The sequence below is a fragment of the Eubacterium ruminantium genome (genome assembly GCF_900167085.1).
GTDB classification, from domain to species: Bacteria; Bacillota; Clostridia; order Lachnospirales; family Lachnospiraceae; genus Eubacterium_Q; species Eubacterium_Q ruminantium.
Genome location: NZ_FUXA01000009.1, coordinates 1 through 17,287 on the forward strand (window position 1 = coordinate 1; position 17,287 = coordinate 17,287).

A 17,287-nucleotide genomic window follows, 5' to 3' on the forward strand; every position below is an offset into this window, starting at 1 on the left:
AGATATTTTTCAATACTTCCATCTGTATCATCAACCGTTACTTCATCAACAGGAATAGTTACCTTATCAACTATTTCCTGAACATAATCTCCATTCTTATCCGAGAATTTTGTTCTAAGAATCTCATATCTGTCAGCAAGGAATGCCATACAGTCACGAAGAGTTTCAAGCTTTAATTCACCCTCTACCTTCATAGCTTCCGTAACGTTATAAGCAATCTTTGTATCATCCATTTCATGAGCTATGAACATTCTCTTCTCATGATCTGACATTGGATATGACGGTCTAACTTCAGCCTTTTCTATACGAATATTTGACGAACTTCCCGAATCGATCAAAGAAGCCATTTCAGAAAGAGTTCTGTTACTTAAAAAGTCCTTCATTCCAAGGCTGATATTCATTTCATCATTTATATAATTCAGAGCCTTAATAGCCTTTAAACTGTGACCGCCGAGTTCGTAAAAGTCATCATTTCTGTCTATCACTTTAAGACCGAGGACCTTCTTCCAAATTTCAGCCACTTTCTTCTCAGTATCAGTTACGGCTTCCTCAACTTCTCTTTCCGAAAGTTCTGTACTGAGCGGTCTTTCCATAAGCTCTCGTCTGTTGACTTTAAGATTGTCCGTCATCGGCATCTCATCAACATATTCAACAGCTTGAGGTATCATATAGTAAGGCAGACTTTCTTTAAGAAGACCCATAACTTCTTTTCTGGAAATATCACTCTCCTTACATCTAAGATAAACTGCAAGAATCTTATCCTCGCCTTCACCCTTAACTACAGCTACAGCCTGCTTGATGCTTTCATGCTTTTCAAGACAGTTTTCGATATCGCCAAGCTCTATTCTGTATCCTCTTATCTTTACCTGAAAATCGACTCTTTCGATATATTCAAGCATTCCGTCATCATTTATAAAAACTCTGTCACCTGTTTTATATACAAGTCCTTCGATGCCAGGAACAGTCTTAAATGCAGCTTCTGTCTTCTCATCATTATTGAAATAACCACATCCGACATTCTTGCCGCCGATATATAACTCACCCGGTTTATGATCTTCAACCGGCTGCATATTTTCATCCCAAATATAAAGATCGACATTATCAAGCGCTTCACCCAGAACAACAGCTTTGTCTCCCTTTTTGTATAAACTCATAGTTACATAAACTGTTGCTTCTGTCGGTCCATATGCATTCCATAACTTGCCACATCTGTCTGCAAGAAGATCACCAAGCTGAGTACTCCAGCTTTCTCCTCCGCAAAGAGCCTGAAGTTTGTTATTTCCCATCCATCCGCTTTCAATCAGCATATACCATGTAGATGGTGTAGCCTGCATAACAGTTGGATCTGTCTCTTCACAAAGCTTCTTAAGTTCTCTTCCGTTTATAGCAGTATAGTAATCCGAAAGAATTATCTCCGCGCCCTTACAAAGAGGAAGGAAAATCTCAAGAACAGACATATCAAATGTTACTGTTGCAGTAGCTAGAAATCTGTCTTCATTCTTAAATTCCAACACCTTTGCAATTGAATCTACGAAATTAATAACATTTCGATGTCTTATCTGAACACCCTTAGGCACACCGGTGGAACCGGAAGTAAAAATGACATATGAAAGCGTATCTTCATTAATATCAAGATTTAAATCCTCAGGTGATTCATTATTTAATTGTCCTTCAATATCGTGATAACAAAAGAAATTATCGATAGTATCAAGATCATTCTGATACCCATTAGAACAAATGGCAAATTTAAGATCTGCCGTTTCAGCAATAAGATTGATTCTCTTTACCGGCTGCTTTGGATCAAGCGGAACATAAGTTCCGCCCGCCTTCAGAATAGCCATCATGGAAATGATCATATCCTGGCTTCGATCCATGTAAACGCCCACAAGAGTTCCTTCATTCACTCCCTTATTTCTAAGGAATCCGGCAAGTCTGTTAGATGCTTTATTTATGTAATCGTATGTATACTCCTTGCCTGCAAAGTATACTGCTTTAGCCTGAGGATTCTTCCTGACCATATCCTCAAACATCACATGTATTAAATTATTCATTTACTTCTCCCAAAAAATGCTGTAACCCGGATTACATGATACTTTCCGAATTAGTATACAGTCTGTAAAATGCATCCTTTTTCTCGATCAATGCGTCAAAACTTCCCTTTTCTATGACCTTACCCTGATCCATAACAATAATCTCATCATATCTTTTCATGATGTCTTCAACCAATCTATGCGATACTGCAACAACCGTAAGTTCTTTAAGATCAAGAATCGTCCTCTCAATCTCATAAGAATTCTTAGCATCGAGTGATGATGTTGCCTCATCCAAAAGCATGATAGGTTTACGTTTAAGAAGCGCTCTTGCGATGGCAACCCTCTGTCTTTGTCCGCCCGAAAGCCTTCCTCCACTTTCTTTGAGAGATCCATCAAGCCCACCTTCTATAAGATCAAGGAATTCATTAACACCACTGTCTCGGAGAGCACGTTCAAGCTCTTCTTCGGTACACTCTCTTCCAAGTGTAATATTCTCCCTTAGAGTCTCATCAAACATATATACATTTTGATGTATAACTGCCATGAGATCATATAATTCATTTTTATTAACTCTTTTTACGTCCGTTCCGTCCAGAGTTATACTTCCCTTATTCAAATCATAATAACGTAAAAGCAACTTTATAAGTGTTGATTTACCGCTACCGCTGGAACCCACAATTACGTATTTTTTACCTTTTTCGAGCCTTAAGTTCATCCCGTCGATAACTATTCTGTTATCATCTTCATATCCAAATGATGCATCTTTAAATGCAATTTCATTTTTAAAACCATCAAAATGAATATCAGTTTTTTCTTCATCTTTGATATTCATCATTTGGATCAGTTTACTCTTGATTTCCTTCATGCTGGCTACAAGTGTAAATTTAGCAGCGATCTCTTCCATAGGCGATACAAGATTTCCACCCAGAGCCACTATTGCAAAAAGGCTTCCGATTTTTAAAACACCTTTAAGCACATAATAACCACCGAGACCTATGGCAACCGCCTCTGTCATAATACTGAAATATGTGGATAATGAAGCCAGTCTGGAAATAGCTTCTATAGACTTAAATTTTCTGTTTTCAACCTTCTTGTTATATTCATCGAATTCTCTAACAGCATTTTTCTTGGTGCCGTAAGTTTCAATAACCTCATAGCCAAGGAAAATATCCTTGATCTTTGAGGTAAACGAACCAAGACTTCTACTGTACTCTCCCTGCTTTCCGGATAAAACCTTTCCGAAACATTTTGGCAGTGTAAGTATAGCAAATGCCGTAATTATCATCCATAAAGATATAATGGGATTATAGTAGATAAGAGCAACCATACTACCAATCATTATGGCAATATGTCCGACCGTCTCAAGAAGCGGTCCGAAATAGTTCTTGTCCATGAGATTAATATCATTTGTCAGGTTGGAAATATATGTTGAAGTATTCTCCTTCGAGAACTCACTGTAGCCTTCTCTCATAAGGCCCCTGAATACAAGGCCTTTAAGATATCTGAGAGTCTTCTCCATATATTTCGCCTGAACAACTCTATTTCCGTAATCTAACAGAAAAACTACAAGGAAGAAAACAACTACCATGACGCATCCCATCTTAAAATCATGACGGGATCCAGCTTTGGCACTGTCTACTATTACCTGAAGTGAAATGGGTACAAGAACAAACGCCCCACCTATCAGAAGTTTAAAAAGGATAGTCAGTGCCAGCCACGCCTTATGCGCAGTTAGAACTCTTCTCATCGCCCTCTCTCTTTCTTCTTATCAAGCATTTTTCAATAGATTCTCTAACTATCTTGCAACCTTCTTTAAGTTCATCAAATTTGATAGTAAGTGCCGGCATAAGTTTGACAACACTGTCTCCACGTCCCGCTCTTTCTATGATCATATTTTTTGAGAAACATTCCTGGCAGACTTCCTTTGCAAAATCTCCACCGCCAAGTTTGCTGCAATCAATGCCCCAGATAAGTCCGATACCTCTTGCATAAAGGTTCGGATCAAGAGGGAGTATATTCTGTTCAATATAATTTTTAATGAATTTCTCTTTTTCTTTGACGCTTTCTTCAAGCTTAGATTCTTCTCTGTAAATAAGAGCAGCCTTTGCTGCAACGAAAGCCATCTGGTTTCCACGGAATGTTCCGTTATGTTCACCCGGCTCCCATATATCAAGTTCAGGTTTTAAGAGAAGAAGTGACATTGGAAGCCCATAACCACTGATTGATTTAGATAATACAACCATATCAGGTTCGATTCCTGCTCTCTCGAAAGAGAAGAATTCTCCTGTTCTTCCGCATCCTACCTGAACATCATCAACTATAAGTAAGATATCATTTTCTTTACAGATTTTACTTACTTCCTGAAGCCACTCTGTAGGCGCTACATTTATACCGCCCTCCGCCTGAGTAGTCTCAAGGATCACAGCAGCCGGCTTATCGACACCGGAATGATCATCTGTAAGAACCTGTCTCATAAATGCAAGTGTATCTATACCTTCAAACTCCTGCGAAGGATATGGAAGGAAACTTACATTTCCAAGTGGAACTCCTGCTCCACGTCTTATATCAAGTCCACTTGTAACCGAAAGGCTTCCAAGTGTCATACCATGAAATGCCCCCATAAAAGCAAGCACGTTGGTTCTTTTCTTTACTTTTCTAGCGAGCTTCAGTGCAGCCTCTACAGCATTAGTTCCTGTAGGTCCACAGAACTGTAACTTATAATCAAGATTCCTTGGTTCAAGAATTAACTTATTAAAAGTAGTCATAAACTCTTTCTTGGCAACTGTGTACATGTCAAGTCCATGACTAATTCCATCCGACTCGATATAGCTAAGCAATGCCTTTTTTATATATTCATTATTATGCCCGTAATTTAATGCCCCTGCACCGGCAAAAAAATCAATATACGCATTGCCGTCTTCATCAAAAAGTTTTGAACCCTTTGCCCTGTTAAATACTTTCGGGAATGAACGACAATATGATCTTACATTCGACTCCATCTTCACAAATACATTCATTCAGTTAAATCCTCCTCTTTTTATGCGTGTCCTGGCTGAAATTGTGCATTTTAGTCAATATATGTCGCCCTTTTAACATTATTTTTGACATTTTGCACAATGAAATCATTATATAATAGTAAATTATTATTATCAAATAAATATATCCTTAATAATCTTTTGAATCTTCTTAAGGTTTATTAATTATTTTCAAAAAAATATAACCATCGTTATTTCGCCATATTTCGTACTTTATCAATACTTTTGTTATTTTTATCAAGGAAACGCCTTAATATCATATTATGACTTTATTAATTTATTATTATAAAGTAGCCTACACATTGAGCATCGGCATGAAATTTTGTCACATCATGTTCATATTTTATAATTTTTCTATCTTTTTTTATAATATTATACATATATTATTTTCCTTATTTGCTTTTTAAAAAATGCTCTGCTAGAATCGTAAAGTAACTACTTTAAATACAAAATTATTTAGCAAAAACAGATGAAATTGCATAAGCTAATTAGAATATACGATTGCATAAAACAGTCAAAAAACAATTAGAGCACAATTAAATAAAGACCATTACATAAAAGGGGATAAACATGAATCATAATTTTTTCGCAACAATATCCAGAATGAAATATATAGAACGCTGGGCTCTTATGAGAAATTCCAGAGCAGAAAATCTTTCAGAACATTCACTTGATGTAGCCATGATCTCACACGCATTATGTGTAATAGGGAATGTCAGATACAATAAAAACCTCAACGGAGAAAAGGCTGCTCTCATCGGTCTCTATCACGATTCATCAGAGATCATCACAGGAGACATGCCAACACCTGTTAAGTATTATAACGAAGACATCAAAGCAGCTTATAAAGAAGTTGAGTCAATCGCCGAGAAAAAGCTCCTTAATGAGCTCCCTTCCGATCTTCGTCCTGAATTTGAGAAGATCTATAAAAGTGATCGCAGTGAAGAAGAAAAATATATGAGACACCTTGTTAAGGCTGCCGACAAACTTTCCGCATATATAAAATGTATCGAAGAAGAAAACTCCGGTAACAGAGAGTTCCGAAGCGCCAAGGAAAGCATAGAGAAGAAGCTTATCGAGATGTCGGAGGAATATCCTGAGGTTAAAGATTTTATGGAGGAATTTATCCCGCCATACGGAAAGACCCTGGACGAACTGTCCGCCAGATGATTTACATGACTCCCTTCGGGATAACATATAGAACCAGCGCATAAGATAACTTGCAATAAATGTAAATATATGGTGTAATTATGATAATTGTGCAGATTATTGCATCACGATAAAATATAACAAAAGAGGTAAATAAAATGGATAATAAAGCATTGGCTACTTTACTCTTCCCTGAGACAACACTTCTTCCTCAGGACATGGAGAACAAGTATCCTGAAAGACAGCTTCCGGACAATGCTGCTGTTACACGTATCGGTCCAAGCCCTACAGGATTTGTTCACCTTGGAAATCTTTATAATGCCATCATCGCAGAAAGACTTGCGCACCAGTCAAATGGTGTCTTCTATCTCAGAATCGAAGATACAGACAACAAGCGTGAAGTTGAGGGCGCTGTTGATACTCTCATTAATGCAATGGCATACTTCGGTGTAAAGTTTGATGAAGGTGCTACAGCTGACGGAGACAACGGTTCATACGGACCATACAGACAGCGTCAGCGTAAAGATATATATCATGTATTCGCTAAGTGGCTTGTTGAAAATGGTCTTGCATATCCTTGCTTTATGACAGCTGAGGAAATCGATGCAATCCGTGAGGAGCAGACAGCCAACAAAGAAGATCCCGGTATTTACGGCAAATATGCCAAGTGCAGAGATTTAAGTCTTGATGAGATTAAGGCTGCTATCGACGCAGGAAAGCCTTGGGTTCTCAGATATAAAGGTGAAATGAATGATGAGAAGATCACAGTTGAGGATGCTATCCGCGGCAAGATTGAAATGCCGCGTAACTTCATGGACTTCGTTCTTTTAAAGAGCGACGGAATCCCAACATATCATTTCGCACATGTAGTTGATGATCATCTTATGCGTTCAACTCATGTAATCAGAGGTGAAGAATGGATCAGTTCTCTTCCAATGCATGTTGAACTCTTCTCAAAACTCGGTTGGAAGCAGCCAATCTACTGCCACACTGCTACATTGATGAAAATTGAACCTGACGAGGAAGATCCTTCTAAGCTCAAGAAACGTAAGCTTTCTAAGAGAAAGGATCCTGAACTTGCACTCGCTTATTATCAGCAGGAAGGTATCAGCAGAGATGTTGTATGGGAGTTCCTCTTAACTGTTCTTAATTCTAATTATGAAGAGTGGAGACTCGCTAATCCTGATACACCTTATACAGAATTTCCATATACGATCAATAAGATGTCAATTTCAGGCGCTCTTGTTGATATGGATAAGCTCCGTGACATCGCCAAAGATACTATCGGAAGAATGGCACCTGAGAAAGTTTATGAGAACTGGCTCTCTTGGTGTGAAGAATATAATGAAGAATTTGCTTCTCTTCTTAAACAGTACAAAGACAGAACACTCGCTGCTCTCGCTGTAGGTAAGAGCGGTAAAAATCCTCGTAAAGATATTGAGAACTGGAAGCAGGCATGCGACTTCATGAGCTTCTACTATGAAGAAACATTCAAGCTTGAAGATAACATGGATGAGCAGGCAGCTCCTGATGTACAGAAAGAATTCTTCGCTAAATATCTTGAAAGCTATGATCATAATGATGATTCATCAGCTTGGTTTGAAAAGGTTAAGAATATCACAACAGAACTTGGTTTCGCAGCTAAGCCAAAGGATTATAAGAAGAATCCTGATGATTATAAGGGAAGCATCGTTCATATAACAAATATGCTTCGTATCGCCCTTACAGGTAGAGCAAACGCTCCTGATATCCATGAAGTAAGTCATGTACTCGGAGAGGACATCGTAAGAGCTCGTCTCGCTAAGTGGGCTAAATAAGCAGACTAATCAATATCACATTATCATCTATGGATATCTATCGGGCTTAAGACGTCAGATATTTTTAATGATGTTAACAATATAGATAATGTTAGTGATGTTAATGACATAAAAAAGCAGTTTTGATAGCATATATCAAAACTGCTTTTTATTATTTTAAGATCAGATTTTACTCTTCATCATCAGATTCAGCTTCTACAGTACTTTCTGTATTCTCTTCTCTGATGTCATCATCTGCAGTGTCTTCATCTGCATCTTCCGAACCAGATTCTTCTTCTGAATCTTCCGAATTATTTTCAGCAAGATGATCCTCAGCTTTTTTGTAATCATCCCAAGGCATCTTTATCTTTTCTTCAGCATTTTTCTTTACTTCAGCGATGTCTTCTTTGATTTTTTCTTCGACATTCTCATTGATAGTTTCATCTATCTTTGCATCGATCTCATCATCACCATCATCCTCGTCATCACCGAGTGAAAAATCCTTATAATATTCAGGACTTGATTCAAAATCCTTATAAGCCTTATACTTTTCCTTCTTCTTCATACTTTTAAGAAGAGCTTTAAGTTTGGCTTCCTTCTTAGCTTCTTTTTTAAGCTTTTTCTCAGCCTTCTTTTCGGCTTTCTTTTCAGATTTTTTATCAGTCTTAGATGTATCTTCCTCAACAACCTTTGAAGAACGTGTAATCTTTTCTTTTATATCAGAAGAGAAGATTTTTCCGATAAGTTTCTTAGGTTCCTGATCGTAAACAACCTTCTGATCCTTAGTTACTCTCTCAAAGATTTCCATGAATTCCTGGCCTGTTATAGTCTCATGTTCAACAAGGAACTCTGCTATAGCATCAAGAATCTTTTCATTCTTCTTAAGAAGATCAACTGCCTTCTGGTAAGCGGCACCGATAATTCTTCTTACCTCTTCATCAACCATGGCTGCTGTCTGGTCAGAACAGTTATAGTATGATTTATTGTCCAGATACTGTCCTGTTGTCTCTTCCATCTGAACCATACCAAGTCTTTCTGACATACCAAACTTAGTAACCATAGCTTTGGCAATTCCGGTAGCCTGCTCAATATCATTTGCAGCACCGCTTGTTACTGAATCGAATTTAATCTGCTCAGCTGCACGTCCTGCCATGAATACAACTATCTGAGCTTCAAGTTCTGCCTTTGACTCAAGATATTTCTCATCTTCAGGCACATGCCATACATAACCAAGCGTTCCCATTGTTCTTGGAATGATTGTAATTCTCTGAATAGGAACTTTATGCTTCTGAAGAGTTGAAATGAGTGCATGACCTGTCTCATGGTATGCAACAATTCTCTTCTCTTCCTGGCTAAGTATTCTGTCCTTCTTTTCCTTACCAGCAAATACAACTTCAACAGATTCGATAAGATCTTTCTGTGAAACTGCATTTCGTCCCATTCTTACAGCACGAAGAGCTGCTTCATTTACGATATTCGCAAGATCGGCACCTACCGAACCACTTGTTGCAAGTGCAAGTTCGTGGAAATCAACTGTCTCATCAAGCTTAACATTCTTTGTATGAACCTTGATGATATCTTCACGTCCCTTAAGGTCAGGCTTTTCAACAATTACTCTTCTGTCGAAACGACCCGGTCTAAGAAGCGCTTTATCAAGTACTTCAGGTCTGTTTGTAGCAGCAAGTACTATAAGACCCTTTGATGTATCAAAACCATCCATTTCTGAAAGGAGCTGATTAAGTGTCTGTTCACGTTCGGTATCTCCACCCATGTGTCTTGTATCACGGCTTCGACCGATAGCATCGATCTCGTCGATGAAAATGATACATGGAGCCATCTGATTAGCCTGCTTAAAGAGGTCTCTTACTCGGCTGGCACCGACACCGACATACATTTCTACGAATTCAGAACCTGATATCGAGAAGAAAGGAACATCTGCTTCACCGGCAACGGCTTTGGCAAGAAGTGTCTTACCTGTTCCCGGAGGTCCAACAAGAAGGGCACCTCTTGGAAGCTTCGCACCGATTGAAGTATATTTTTCAGGCTGGTGAAGGAAATCAACGAGTTCTACAAGAGACTCCTTAGCTTCTTCCTCGCCCGCAACATCCTTGAATGTTATACCTGTCTTCTTCTGTACATACATCTTGGCATTGGACTTTCCAACACCGCCCATGATACCGCCGCTCTTTGTAGCACTCTTCATGATAAGCATCATAAAGATATAGAAAATAGCGATCATGATAACATATGACAGAATTGTACGTATCAATGCATTTCCGCCTTCATCAATTTCTGAGAATTTAACGTCGGCTTCTGCAAGACGATCGACAAGACCATAGTCATCGGTTCTTACAACATAATACGTAACATCCTTCGTTATGTCGCTTTGTTCCTTAGGTGTGAAATATATCTTATCATTATATATCTCAACCTTCTCAACCTCTTTCTTTTCGATCATGTTGATGAATTCATCATATGATACTTCTTCTTCCCCTGATGTTTTGTAAGCATTGTACTGCTGCCAGAATACCAGAGTCAGAACTATTGAAATAATGAGTAGGATGAGTGTGGCTGAAGGCCCGCTTTTCTTTCCGTCCCCATTATCTCTATTATTCTGGTTATTATCCATATTTACTCCTAAGCCATTGCTGTTCCGCCGTAAAGAGGATACTTATCTGTGATGCTCTTTACATAAGCCTCTGCAGCAGCATTATCTTTATCAATGATAGCAGCCTTGAAAGCATCTGCTATTGTAAACATATCTTCCTTAACAGCACCTCTTGTTGTAACTGCAGGAGTACCAACTCTGATACCACTTGTTACGAATGGTGAACGAGGATCGTCAGGAACTGTATTCTTGTTAACTGTGATATGAACCTCATCAAGAAGCTTCTCAACTTCCTTACCTGATATATCAAGACGTCTAAGGTCAACAAGCATAAGGTGATTATCTGTTCCGCCTGAAACGATATCAAATCCTCTGTCGATAAGTGCACCTGCAAGTGTTGATGCATTTTCAACTACTCTTCCCATGTAATCTTTGTATTCCTGTGAAAGAGCTTCCTTGAAACATACAGCCTTACCTGCAATAACATGCATAAGAGGACCACCCTGGATTCCAGGGAAAATAGCCTTGTTGAAATTGTATTTTGCATTGAACTCTTCGCTACAAAGGATAAGTCCTCCTCTTGGTCCACGAAGTGTCTTATGTGTTGTAGTTGTTGTAACATGAGCATATGGTACAGGACTCATGTGTTTACCTGCAGCAACAAGACCTGCGATATGAGCCATATCTACCATAAGGATTGCTCCAACTTCATCAGCGATCTCACGGAATCTCTTGAAATCGATTGCTCTTGCATATGCAGATGCACCGGCAATGATAAGCTTTGGCTTACACTCTTTAGCCTTTGCAAGAACTTCATCATAATCGATACGTCCGTCTGAGTTAACCCCGTAAGGAACGCAGTTGAAATATTTACCTGACATATTTACAGGTGAACCATGCGTAAGATGTCCGCCGTGATCAAGTGACATACCCATATATGTATCACCCGGCTCCATGATTGCGAAGAAAACAGCCATGTTAGCCTGAGCACCTGAATGAGGCTGTACATTTGCATATTCTGCACCGAAAAGTTTCTTAGCTCTTTCTCTTGCAAGTTCTTCTACAACGTCTACATACTGGCATCCGCCATAATATCTCTTTCCCGGATAACCTTCAGCATACTTATTAGTAAGAGGGCTTCCCATAGCAGCCATAACTGCTTTAGATGCAATATTCTCAGAAGCAATAAGCTCTAAGTTAACATTCTGTCTTGTGATCTCGTCTGTCATCGCTGCAGCGATTTCAGGATCAACTTTAGTAATTTCGTCAAAACTATACATTTATACGTCCTCCATTTTTCTTTTAAACTCCGCTGTTCAATATAAATAGGGCAGAGTACACTCTGCCCTACAGTATAACATAATATAATTTATATATCTATAAAAATTCTGTGTATTTTTCCCGAAACAATCCGCCGGAAAAATCAATATTCGCATGCTCTTAAACTATCAAAAAGAATTCTTTATCAAGAAAATTTCTTCTATATTAATACGCACGCTAATTAACTATTTCACAGTCTTCTCTATCTCTCCGTCCCAGTCGATGAACGCTTCAAATTCATAAATATTAGTATATCCCATCTTGTAAAGTTTCATCGCTACTTCCTTACTCTTCTTACCACTTCGACAGTAAATGAGTATCACCTGATCTGTGTCAGGAAGCTGGCTCGGCTTCTCCGTTCCTATAGAATCGGATGGAATGTTGATAGCCTTCGGTATATGTCCTTCGTCATATTCCTTCTGTTCACGAACATCAACAATGACATGACCATCATCAACCTTCATCATCTTCTTCGCCTGATCCATAGTTATCTGATTGTATAAAACTTTTTCTTTTTTATCCTTATTCTTGCCACAAGCTCCCAATACAAGTAAAGTCAAAACAAGTACACTTACAACAAGCCATCGATTATTCCGTGTAACCATGACTTTCCCCATAAATTTAAAATATATTACTTAAAAATTTGTCCCATTACGGCAATGGATTTTAGAGCAAAATACTCTTTCTCCGAACAAAAAGGCCGAAACAAAACTGATAACTAGCATAGCATAATTTTTACTAAATTTCAACTTTTTAAGTCGCTAATAGCAGGGCAAAATCTAGATAAAATCATGACAAAATGCATAAATGATGTTTTAATGTCCTTTATAAAAAATCCACCCTTTGACATAATCATTTTTTCAAATTATATTGTATCAGTATACTTGAAAATGTTTACTGTACATACATTTGAAATCATGTTTCATTTATGTATAGAAGCACTAAATCATGAGCCATATATATGAACACTCGGACTAATATCATTTATGTGTGGACACTAGACTAATCATTCACATGTGGATATTAAACTAATCATTTATGTATGGACACATATACTAACCATTCACATATGGACAATCAGTTATAATAGAAAGAAGAAAAATCATGTCTAACGAATCATCTTCATTTTATAAAAAGGTTTTTAAACTGGCTTTACCGATTGCTTTACAAAGCATGATCGTAATAGGCGTAAACATGCTCGATACCATGATGGTCGGAAATCTCGGAGACAATCCTTTGAATGCTACCTCTCTGGCCAATTCATTTATCAGTGTATTTCAGATATTCTGTATGGGCCTGGGAATGGGTGCGTCAGTTCTGGTATCCAGATACTGGGGAATAAAGCTTAGCGCATCTGACGAGAAAACTTCCTCCGAGGCATCAACCGCTTTGAAGCAGACAGTCACATTAATGCTGAGACTTACAATTATTCTTGCTACGTTATTTGCCATAGCAACCTATCTCATACCCGAGATTATAATGAAGTCATATACAAAGGATATGAATGTTGTAAAACTCGGTGTGAAATACTTCAATTACTCAATTCCTACATATTATTTTGTCGGACTTTCACTCGTAATAACCATAGTTCTGCGAAGTGTCGGTCAGGTTATGTATCCGCTGATCGTATCCATCGGAGCCTTCTTTGTAAACTTTGGTATGAATTACATTCTTATCTTCGGTAAATTCGGTGCTCCAAAAATGGGCGTTGCCGGAGCAGCACTCGGAACACTCATTGCGAGAATATTTGAAGTAATAATAATTGGCGGTTATCTTCTTTTTTATGACAAGAAGATCGGATATAGATTACGCCACCTGTTCATGAATACAAAATCACTTATCAAAGAATATATCCGTATATGTATCCCGGTTCTGATAAGTGACGGAATACTGGCACTCGGCAACAATTCCGTAGCCCAGGTAATCGGACATTTAGGAAAATCCTTCACGTCCGCTAATGCCATAACAAGTGTTACACAGCAGCTCAGTTCCGTTGTTATAACCGGCGTCAGCCAGGCAGGTGCAATCGTAACCGGTATAACCCTTGGCGAAGGAGATGTAAAGAAAACCCAGAAACAGGGATATAAATTCTTTAGACTCGGATTGATCCTTGGTGTTATTTCAGCAACCTTCATTTTTATTTTCAGTGGCGCCATTATCGGTTTCTATAAAAATGTCAGTCCTGCAACAGTAAACAAAGCCCACCAGCTTATGAATGCTATATGCATTATAGTTATATTCCAGGGTACCAACAGTATCATGACAAAGGGCGTCCTTCGAGGCGGCGGTGATACTAAAATCCTGATGTTAACCGACAATATATTCCTATGGATACTTGCTATCCCACTTGGTCTTTTAGCGGGATTTGCTTTAAAACTTTCTCCATTCTGGATATATATTTGTCTTAAATCAGACCAGATCGTAAAAACCTTCTGGGCATTCAGCCGACTTAAAAGTGGAAAATGGATCAAAAAAATATCGACCGGAGCTAAATAACCTTGCTTCGGTCGATTTTTGATTTTTATCTACAGAATCATCTGGTAAACACATACTTTCTCATACATTTTCTATACTGCTGTCTAACATGGGCCTTATTTTTCTGAGCCATCTCTTTTGCAAGCTGCATCATAATCCTAGAATTTTCCTTTTTCTTCATATGAAACATTACTTCAGCATTTAATATACAAGCAATAAAACCGGTTTTATTATTTGAACTATACGTGGTCAGGTTGTCAGCATATTCTGCCGCCTTTGAATATTCATTTCGAAGCATATGATAATGATAATGACATACATCTTTCCAAAAATGATTATTATCATCTTTATGGAGATCTTCATCCCAGTACTTTTCAACTGTTCCAATCAGCTTTTCAGCTTCCGATTCATCCATAACACCTTTTGCAGTATCTAACTCATCGTCCAAGCCTCTTAAAACTTCCATCTTCAGAGCCCAGTATTTATATGGTGTAAACTCTGTATTTTGGTCATCAGCATAATTATCAATAAAAGTTTGAGCTGAAATATGCTCCAGATATTCATCAGCCTTTTTATAATTTTCTTGAAGAATACAAAACTCAGCAGGATATATAATATAATCCACATATATAAAAATATCATCTATCTCATGCGTTTTATAATATTCTATAACTTCATCAGCAATCTCAAGAGTTCTATACGTGTAACCTTCCCATTCTATTTGATGCACGAATTTCTCATGATACTTATAGACCAAATCATCTTCTACGATACTATCATATGGTTTATACAACATAAATTTTTCGGAATCAATTTTAACACTAATATGATTTAATAATATTATAAAAAATATAAAACATAAAATAAAAAACAAAACGAGAGCAAAAATTTTAATTTTCCAGTCATCATCATAATAGATTGCACTACCAAATATTCCAATTCTTTTCATAGTTTCCTAAGACCTTTGCCAGCAAAACAAATAAGTTTTTTTCTACTCTTCGCTGGTATTATTCTTATTAACGTTACCTTCATTTTCATCTACAGCATTATCTTTGTCGCCATCCTGAGAATCTACGGCATTATCTTAATCTGCTGAGATTAAATTCAACTCATCCTTTACTCTCGCAACAATCACTCTCTCTCCCGGTCCATATTCTTTTCTTCCAAATAATACAGAAATCTTCTGATCTTCAAGACCTCTGATCACATAGTTATCATTCTCTGTTTTACCAAGTACATCACCAACGAAGAACTGATAGTCACGCTTTTTTATTGCACCAAATGTAGAAAACAAATTATAAACAGCATAGATTGGAAAAAGGAAAACCACGATTACGAAAAATCTTATTCTAACAAATCCAACATAATTATAGAGCACATATATAATCGCAGCCATCACAATTACAGCTATTATCGACACAGGTATAAGCACCAACGCACTGCTCTTTGTTTTCTTTATAAATTTATCTTCTAAATTCTTGTCTACTGTAATCGGAAACAGACTTTGATTATTAACCGCTCTATTTACTGAATCTTTTACTTCCATTTATATTTCCTCCGGCACTTGTGATTCATGTATTTTTCTGTTATTTTGCCCCTTAAAGATTCTATTGTCAATATCATTTTACAATCATTTCTCACTTTGTCTGTAAGTGGTAGAAACTTATACAAAATCCCGTTCTACATATCCATAGAACGGGATTATTGCTGTTTAATAACCATAAAAGAATCTTGGCACTTATTTATTCTGGCACTTATTTATTCGCCCGGATCTTTGATGAATTCTGTGATTATCTTAGCATTTGTATATACGACATAATCTCCGATACCACTGTTTGGATATCTGTGCTGATCTACATTTGATGCGTCATCATAAAGTTCAGCAAAAAGATTTATCTTATAATTTGCATAATCCGTAAATCCATCACCTGTTACCGGATAGAATGTAATTGATATCTTATAATACACCCTCATCAACATTTCCAATCCAAGCACCTTCATTGTGCTGTTGATTTCCGACAGTGCCTTCTTGAATTCCTTTTCGCCCTCGACACCGATCTTAAGCCCGAAATTATCTGCCATTGGCTGCCTCCTTTCTTCTGCGGTTAATATTTTGAGATCGAAAAAAGCACCCCGGAATTAACCGGGATGCTTTGTGCATCACAATGCTATAACTTTATAACTCATCCATTTTCCGTTCTGTCATTTGTTTAGTCTGGTCTCTGCCTACATAGATCACAGCATTGACTTTTACAGACATTTCATCATCATCGACAAGGAAATATATATAATATTTCTTTACTCTTGTCTTGCGAATGCCCGCATCTTTCCATGGCTGTTCGTCAACGGTCTTGATCCGCTTCGGTTTGAATTTCAGAGAATTGATCTCTTTCTCAAAAGCATCCTGAAGATTAAGTGCAGCCTGCGGAGCCGCAAGTTCCTTCGCAATATAGATAATGATATCACGTATATCCTTCTGTGCTTCGGGAAGAATTATCAGTTTGTACTCATCAGACATAAGACTTTAAGATTTCCTCCCTTAAAGATGAAAAGAATTCATCCGCAGGAACTCCTTCACCGTTCTTAGCCTGTTCAAGACCGCGCACCATTTTGGCATCAAATTCCTCTTTGGTCATCTCATCAAGAGATGCGGGTCTGCTTGCGGGAACAGACGGTCGGAAAGGAAGTCCTTTCCAGAGAATAATCTGTCTGTAGAACATATTAATTCCGTTAGATGCCGAAATACCAAGCTGTGAAAGGATAGCCTCAGCCTCTTCCTTGATTTCCGGCTCTACTCTTGCCATTACATTTGAACTTTTAACTGCCATAATCGACACCACCTTTCTTTGGTCTTATTATACCTCTTTGTAT

14 protein-coding genes are annotated in these 17,287 nt (G+C 37.8%); 3 read left to right on the plus strand and 11 right to left on the minus strand.

All coding sequences use genetic code 11. The features are described from left to right. From B5D25_RS07580 to ectB, 3 genes are all read right to left on the minus strand, one after another. A partial coding sequence (locus B5D25_RS07580; protein WP_143000654.1) for a non-ribosomal peptide synthetase occupies positions 1-2,051 on the minus strand: 2,051 nt, incomplete at its 3' end. A 31-nt stretch (positions 2,052-2,082) separates the two neighbouring features. Next, positions 2,083-3,780 (minus strand): ABC transporter ATP-binding protein, encoded by a 1,698-nt coding sequence (locus B5D25_RS07585; protein WP_078787373.1) that lies wholly within the window; start codon positions 3,778-3,780, stop codon positions 2,083-2,085. Further along, positions 3,755-5,050, minus strand: a complete 1,296-nt coding sequence (gene ectB, locus B5D25_RS07590) for a diaminobutyrate--2-oxoglutarate transaminase (protein ID WP_078787374.1) — start codon at positions 5,048-5,050, stop codon at positions 3,755-3,757. The genes B5D25_RS07585 and ectB overlap by 26 nt, the downstream gene beginning before the upstream one ends. 588 nt (positions 5,051-5,638) lie before the next feature. Between ectB and yfbR the strand changes: the two genes are divergently transcribed. Both yfbR and B5D25_RS07600 read left to right on the plus strand, forming a co-directional pair. Continuing rightward, positions 5,639-6,238, plus strand: a complete 600-nt coding sequence (gene yfbR, locus B5D25_RS07595; RefSeq protein ID WP_078787375.1) for a 5'-deoxynucleotidase — start codon at positions 5,639-5,641, stop codon at positions 6,236-6,238. A 137-nt stretch (positions 6,239-6,375) separates the two neighbouring features. Next, positions 6,376-8,034, plus strand: coding sequence for a glutamate--tRNA ligase (locus B5D25_RS07600; RefSeq protein WP_078787376.1), 1,659 nt, complete (start codon positions 6,376-6,378; stop codon positions 8,032-8,034). 169 nt (positions 8,035-8,203) lie between these two features. Here the strand turns inward: B5D25_RS07600 and ftsH are convergent, their stop codons facing one another. From ftsH to B5D25_RS07615, 3 genes are all read right to left on the minus strand, one after another. Further along, positions 8,204-10,642: an ATP-dependent zinc metalloprotease FtsH gene (ftsH, locus tag B5D25_RS07605; protein ID WP_078787377.1), complete on the minus strand. Its 2,439-nt coding sequence runs from the start codon at positions 10,640-10,642 to the stop codon at positions 8,204-8,206. Positions 10,643-10,650: 8 nt separating this feature from the next. Continuing rightward, positions 10,651-11,901 (minus strand): serine hydroxymethyltransferase, encoded by a 1,251-nt coding sequence (gene glyA, locus B5D25_RS07610; RefSeq protein WP_078787378.1) that lies wholly within the window; start codon positions 11,899-11,901, stop codon positions 10,651-10,653. 225 nt (positions 11,902-12,126) lie between these two features. Continuing rightward, complete coding sequence (locus tag B5D25_RS07615) at positions 12,127-12,546, minus strand: rhodanese-like domain-containing protein (protein WP_078787379.1); 420 nt, start codon at positions 12,544-12,546, stop codon at positions 12,127-12,129. A 499-nt stretch (positions 12,547-13,045) separates the two neighbouring features. Here B5D25_RS07615 and B5D25_RS07620 point away from each other — a divergent pair, with 499 nt between their 5' ends. Beyond that, entirely contained in the window at positions 13,046-14,437 is a 1,392-nt protein-coding gene (locus B5D25_RS07620) for an MATE family efflux transporter (protein WP_078787380.1), read from the plus strand. Between the two features lie 37 nt (positions 14,438-14,474). On the opposite strand, the gene B5D25_RS07625 is transcribed toward B5D25_RS07620, so the two are convergent. From B5D25_RS07625 to B5D25_RS07645, 5 genes are all read right to left on the minus strand, one after another. Continuing rightward, the gene (locus B5D25_RS07625; RefSeq protein ID WP_078787381.1) at positions 14,475-15,365 is read right to left on the minus strand and encodes a hypothetical protein; all 891 of its coding nucleotides are present in this window, start codon (positions 15,363-15,365) and stop codon (positions 14,475-14,477) included. Between the two features lie 135 nt (positions 15,366-15,500). Continuing rightward, entirely contained in the window at positions 15,501-15,962 is a 462-nt protein-coding gene (locus tag B5D25_RS07630; protein ID WP_078787382.1) for a hypothetical protein, read from the minus strand. A 212-nt stretch (positions 15,963-16,174) separates the two neighbouring features. Further along, entirely contained in the window at positions 16,175-16,498 is a 324-nt protein-coding gene (locus B5D25_RS07635; RefSeq protein ID WP_078787383.1) for a hypothetical protein, read from the minus strand. A gap of 94 nt (positions 16,499-16,592) precedes the next feature. Then, on the minus strand, positions 16,593-16,934 hold the full coding sequence (locus tag B5D25_RS07640) for a type II toxin-antitoxin system RelE/ParE family toxin (RefSeq protein ID WP_078787384.1): 342 nt from the start codon (positions 16,932-16,934) through the stop codon (positions 16,593-16,595). Further along, positions 16,927-17,244 (minus strand): type II toxin-antitoxin system RelB/DinJ family antitoxin, encoded by a 318-nt coding sequence (locus B5D25_RS07645; protein WP_078787385.1) that lies wholly within the window; start codon positions 17,242-17,244, stop codon positions 16,927-16,929. The genes B5D25_RS07640 and B5D25_RS07645 overlap by 8 nt, the downstream gene beginning before the upstream one ends. Between the last annotated feature and the right edge of the window lie 43 nt (positions 17,245-17,287).

Coding starts and splice junctions, on each gene's coding strand:
- B5D25_RS07615 (WP_078787379.1), bottom strand. CDS start 12,546: ATGGTTACACGGAATAATCGATGGCTTGTTGTAAGTGTACTTGTTTTG.
- B5D25_RS07585 (WP_078787373.1), bottom strand. CDS start 3,780: ATGAGAAGAGTTCTAACTGCGCATAAGGCGTGGCTGGCACTGACTATC.
- ftsH (WP_078787377.1), bottom strand. CDS start 10,642: ATGGATAATAACCAGAATAATAGAGATAATGGGGACGGAAAGAAAAGC.
- glyA (WP_078787378.1), bottom strand. CDS start 11,901: ATGTATAGTTTTGACGAAATTACTAAAGTTGATCCTGAAATCGCTGCA.
- B5D25_RS07600 (WP_078787376.1), top strand. CDS start 6,376: ATGGATAATAAAGCATTGGCTACTTTACTCTTCCCTGAGACAACACTT.
- B5D25_RS07645 (WP_078787385.1), bottom strand. CDS start 17,244: ATGGCAGTTAAAAGTTCAAATGTAATGGCAAGAGTAGAGCCGGAAATC.
- yfbR (WP_078787375.1), top strand. CDS start 5,639: ATGAATCATAATTTTTTCGCAACAATATCCAGAATGAAATATATAGAA.
- B5D25_RS07630 (WP_078787382.1), bottom strand. CDS start 15,962: ATGGAAGTAAAAGATTCAGTAAATAGAGCGGTTAATAATCAAAGTCTG.
- B5D25_RS07635 (WP_078787383.1), bottom strand. CDS start 16,498: ATGGCAGATAATTTCGGGCTTAAGATCGGTGTCGAGGGCGAAAAGGAA.
- ectB (WP_078787374.1), bottom strand. CDS start 5,050: ATGAATGTATTTGTGAAGATGGAGTCGAATGTAAGATCATATTGTCGT.
- B5D25_RS07640 (WP_078787384.1), bottom strand. CDS start 16,934: ATGTCTGATGAGTACAAACTGATAATTCTTCCCGAAGCACAGAAGGAT.
- B5D25_RS07625 (WP_078787381.1), bottom strand. CDS start 15,365: ATGAAAAGAATTGGAATATTTGGTAGTGCAATCTATTATGATGATGAC.
- B5D25_RS07620 (WP_078787380.1), top strand. CDS start 13,046: ATGTCTAACGAATCATCTTCATTTTATAAAAAGGTTTTTAAACTGGCT.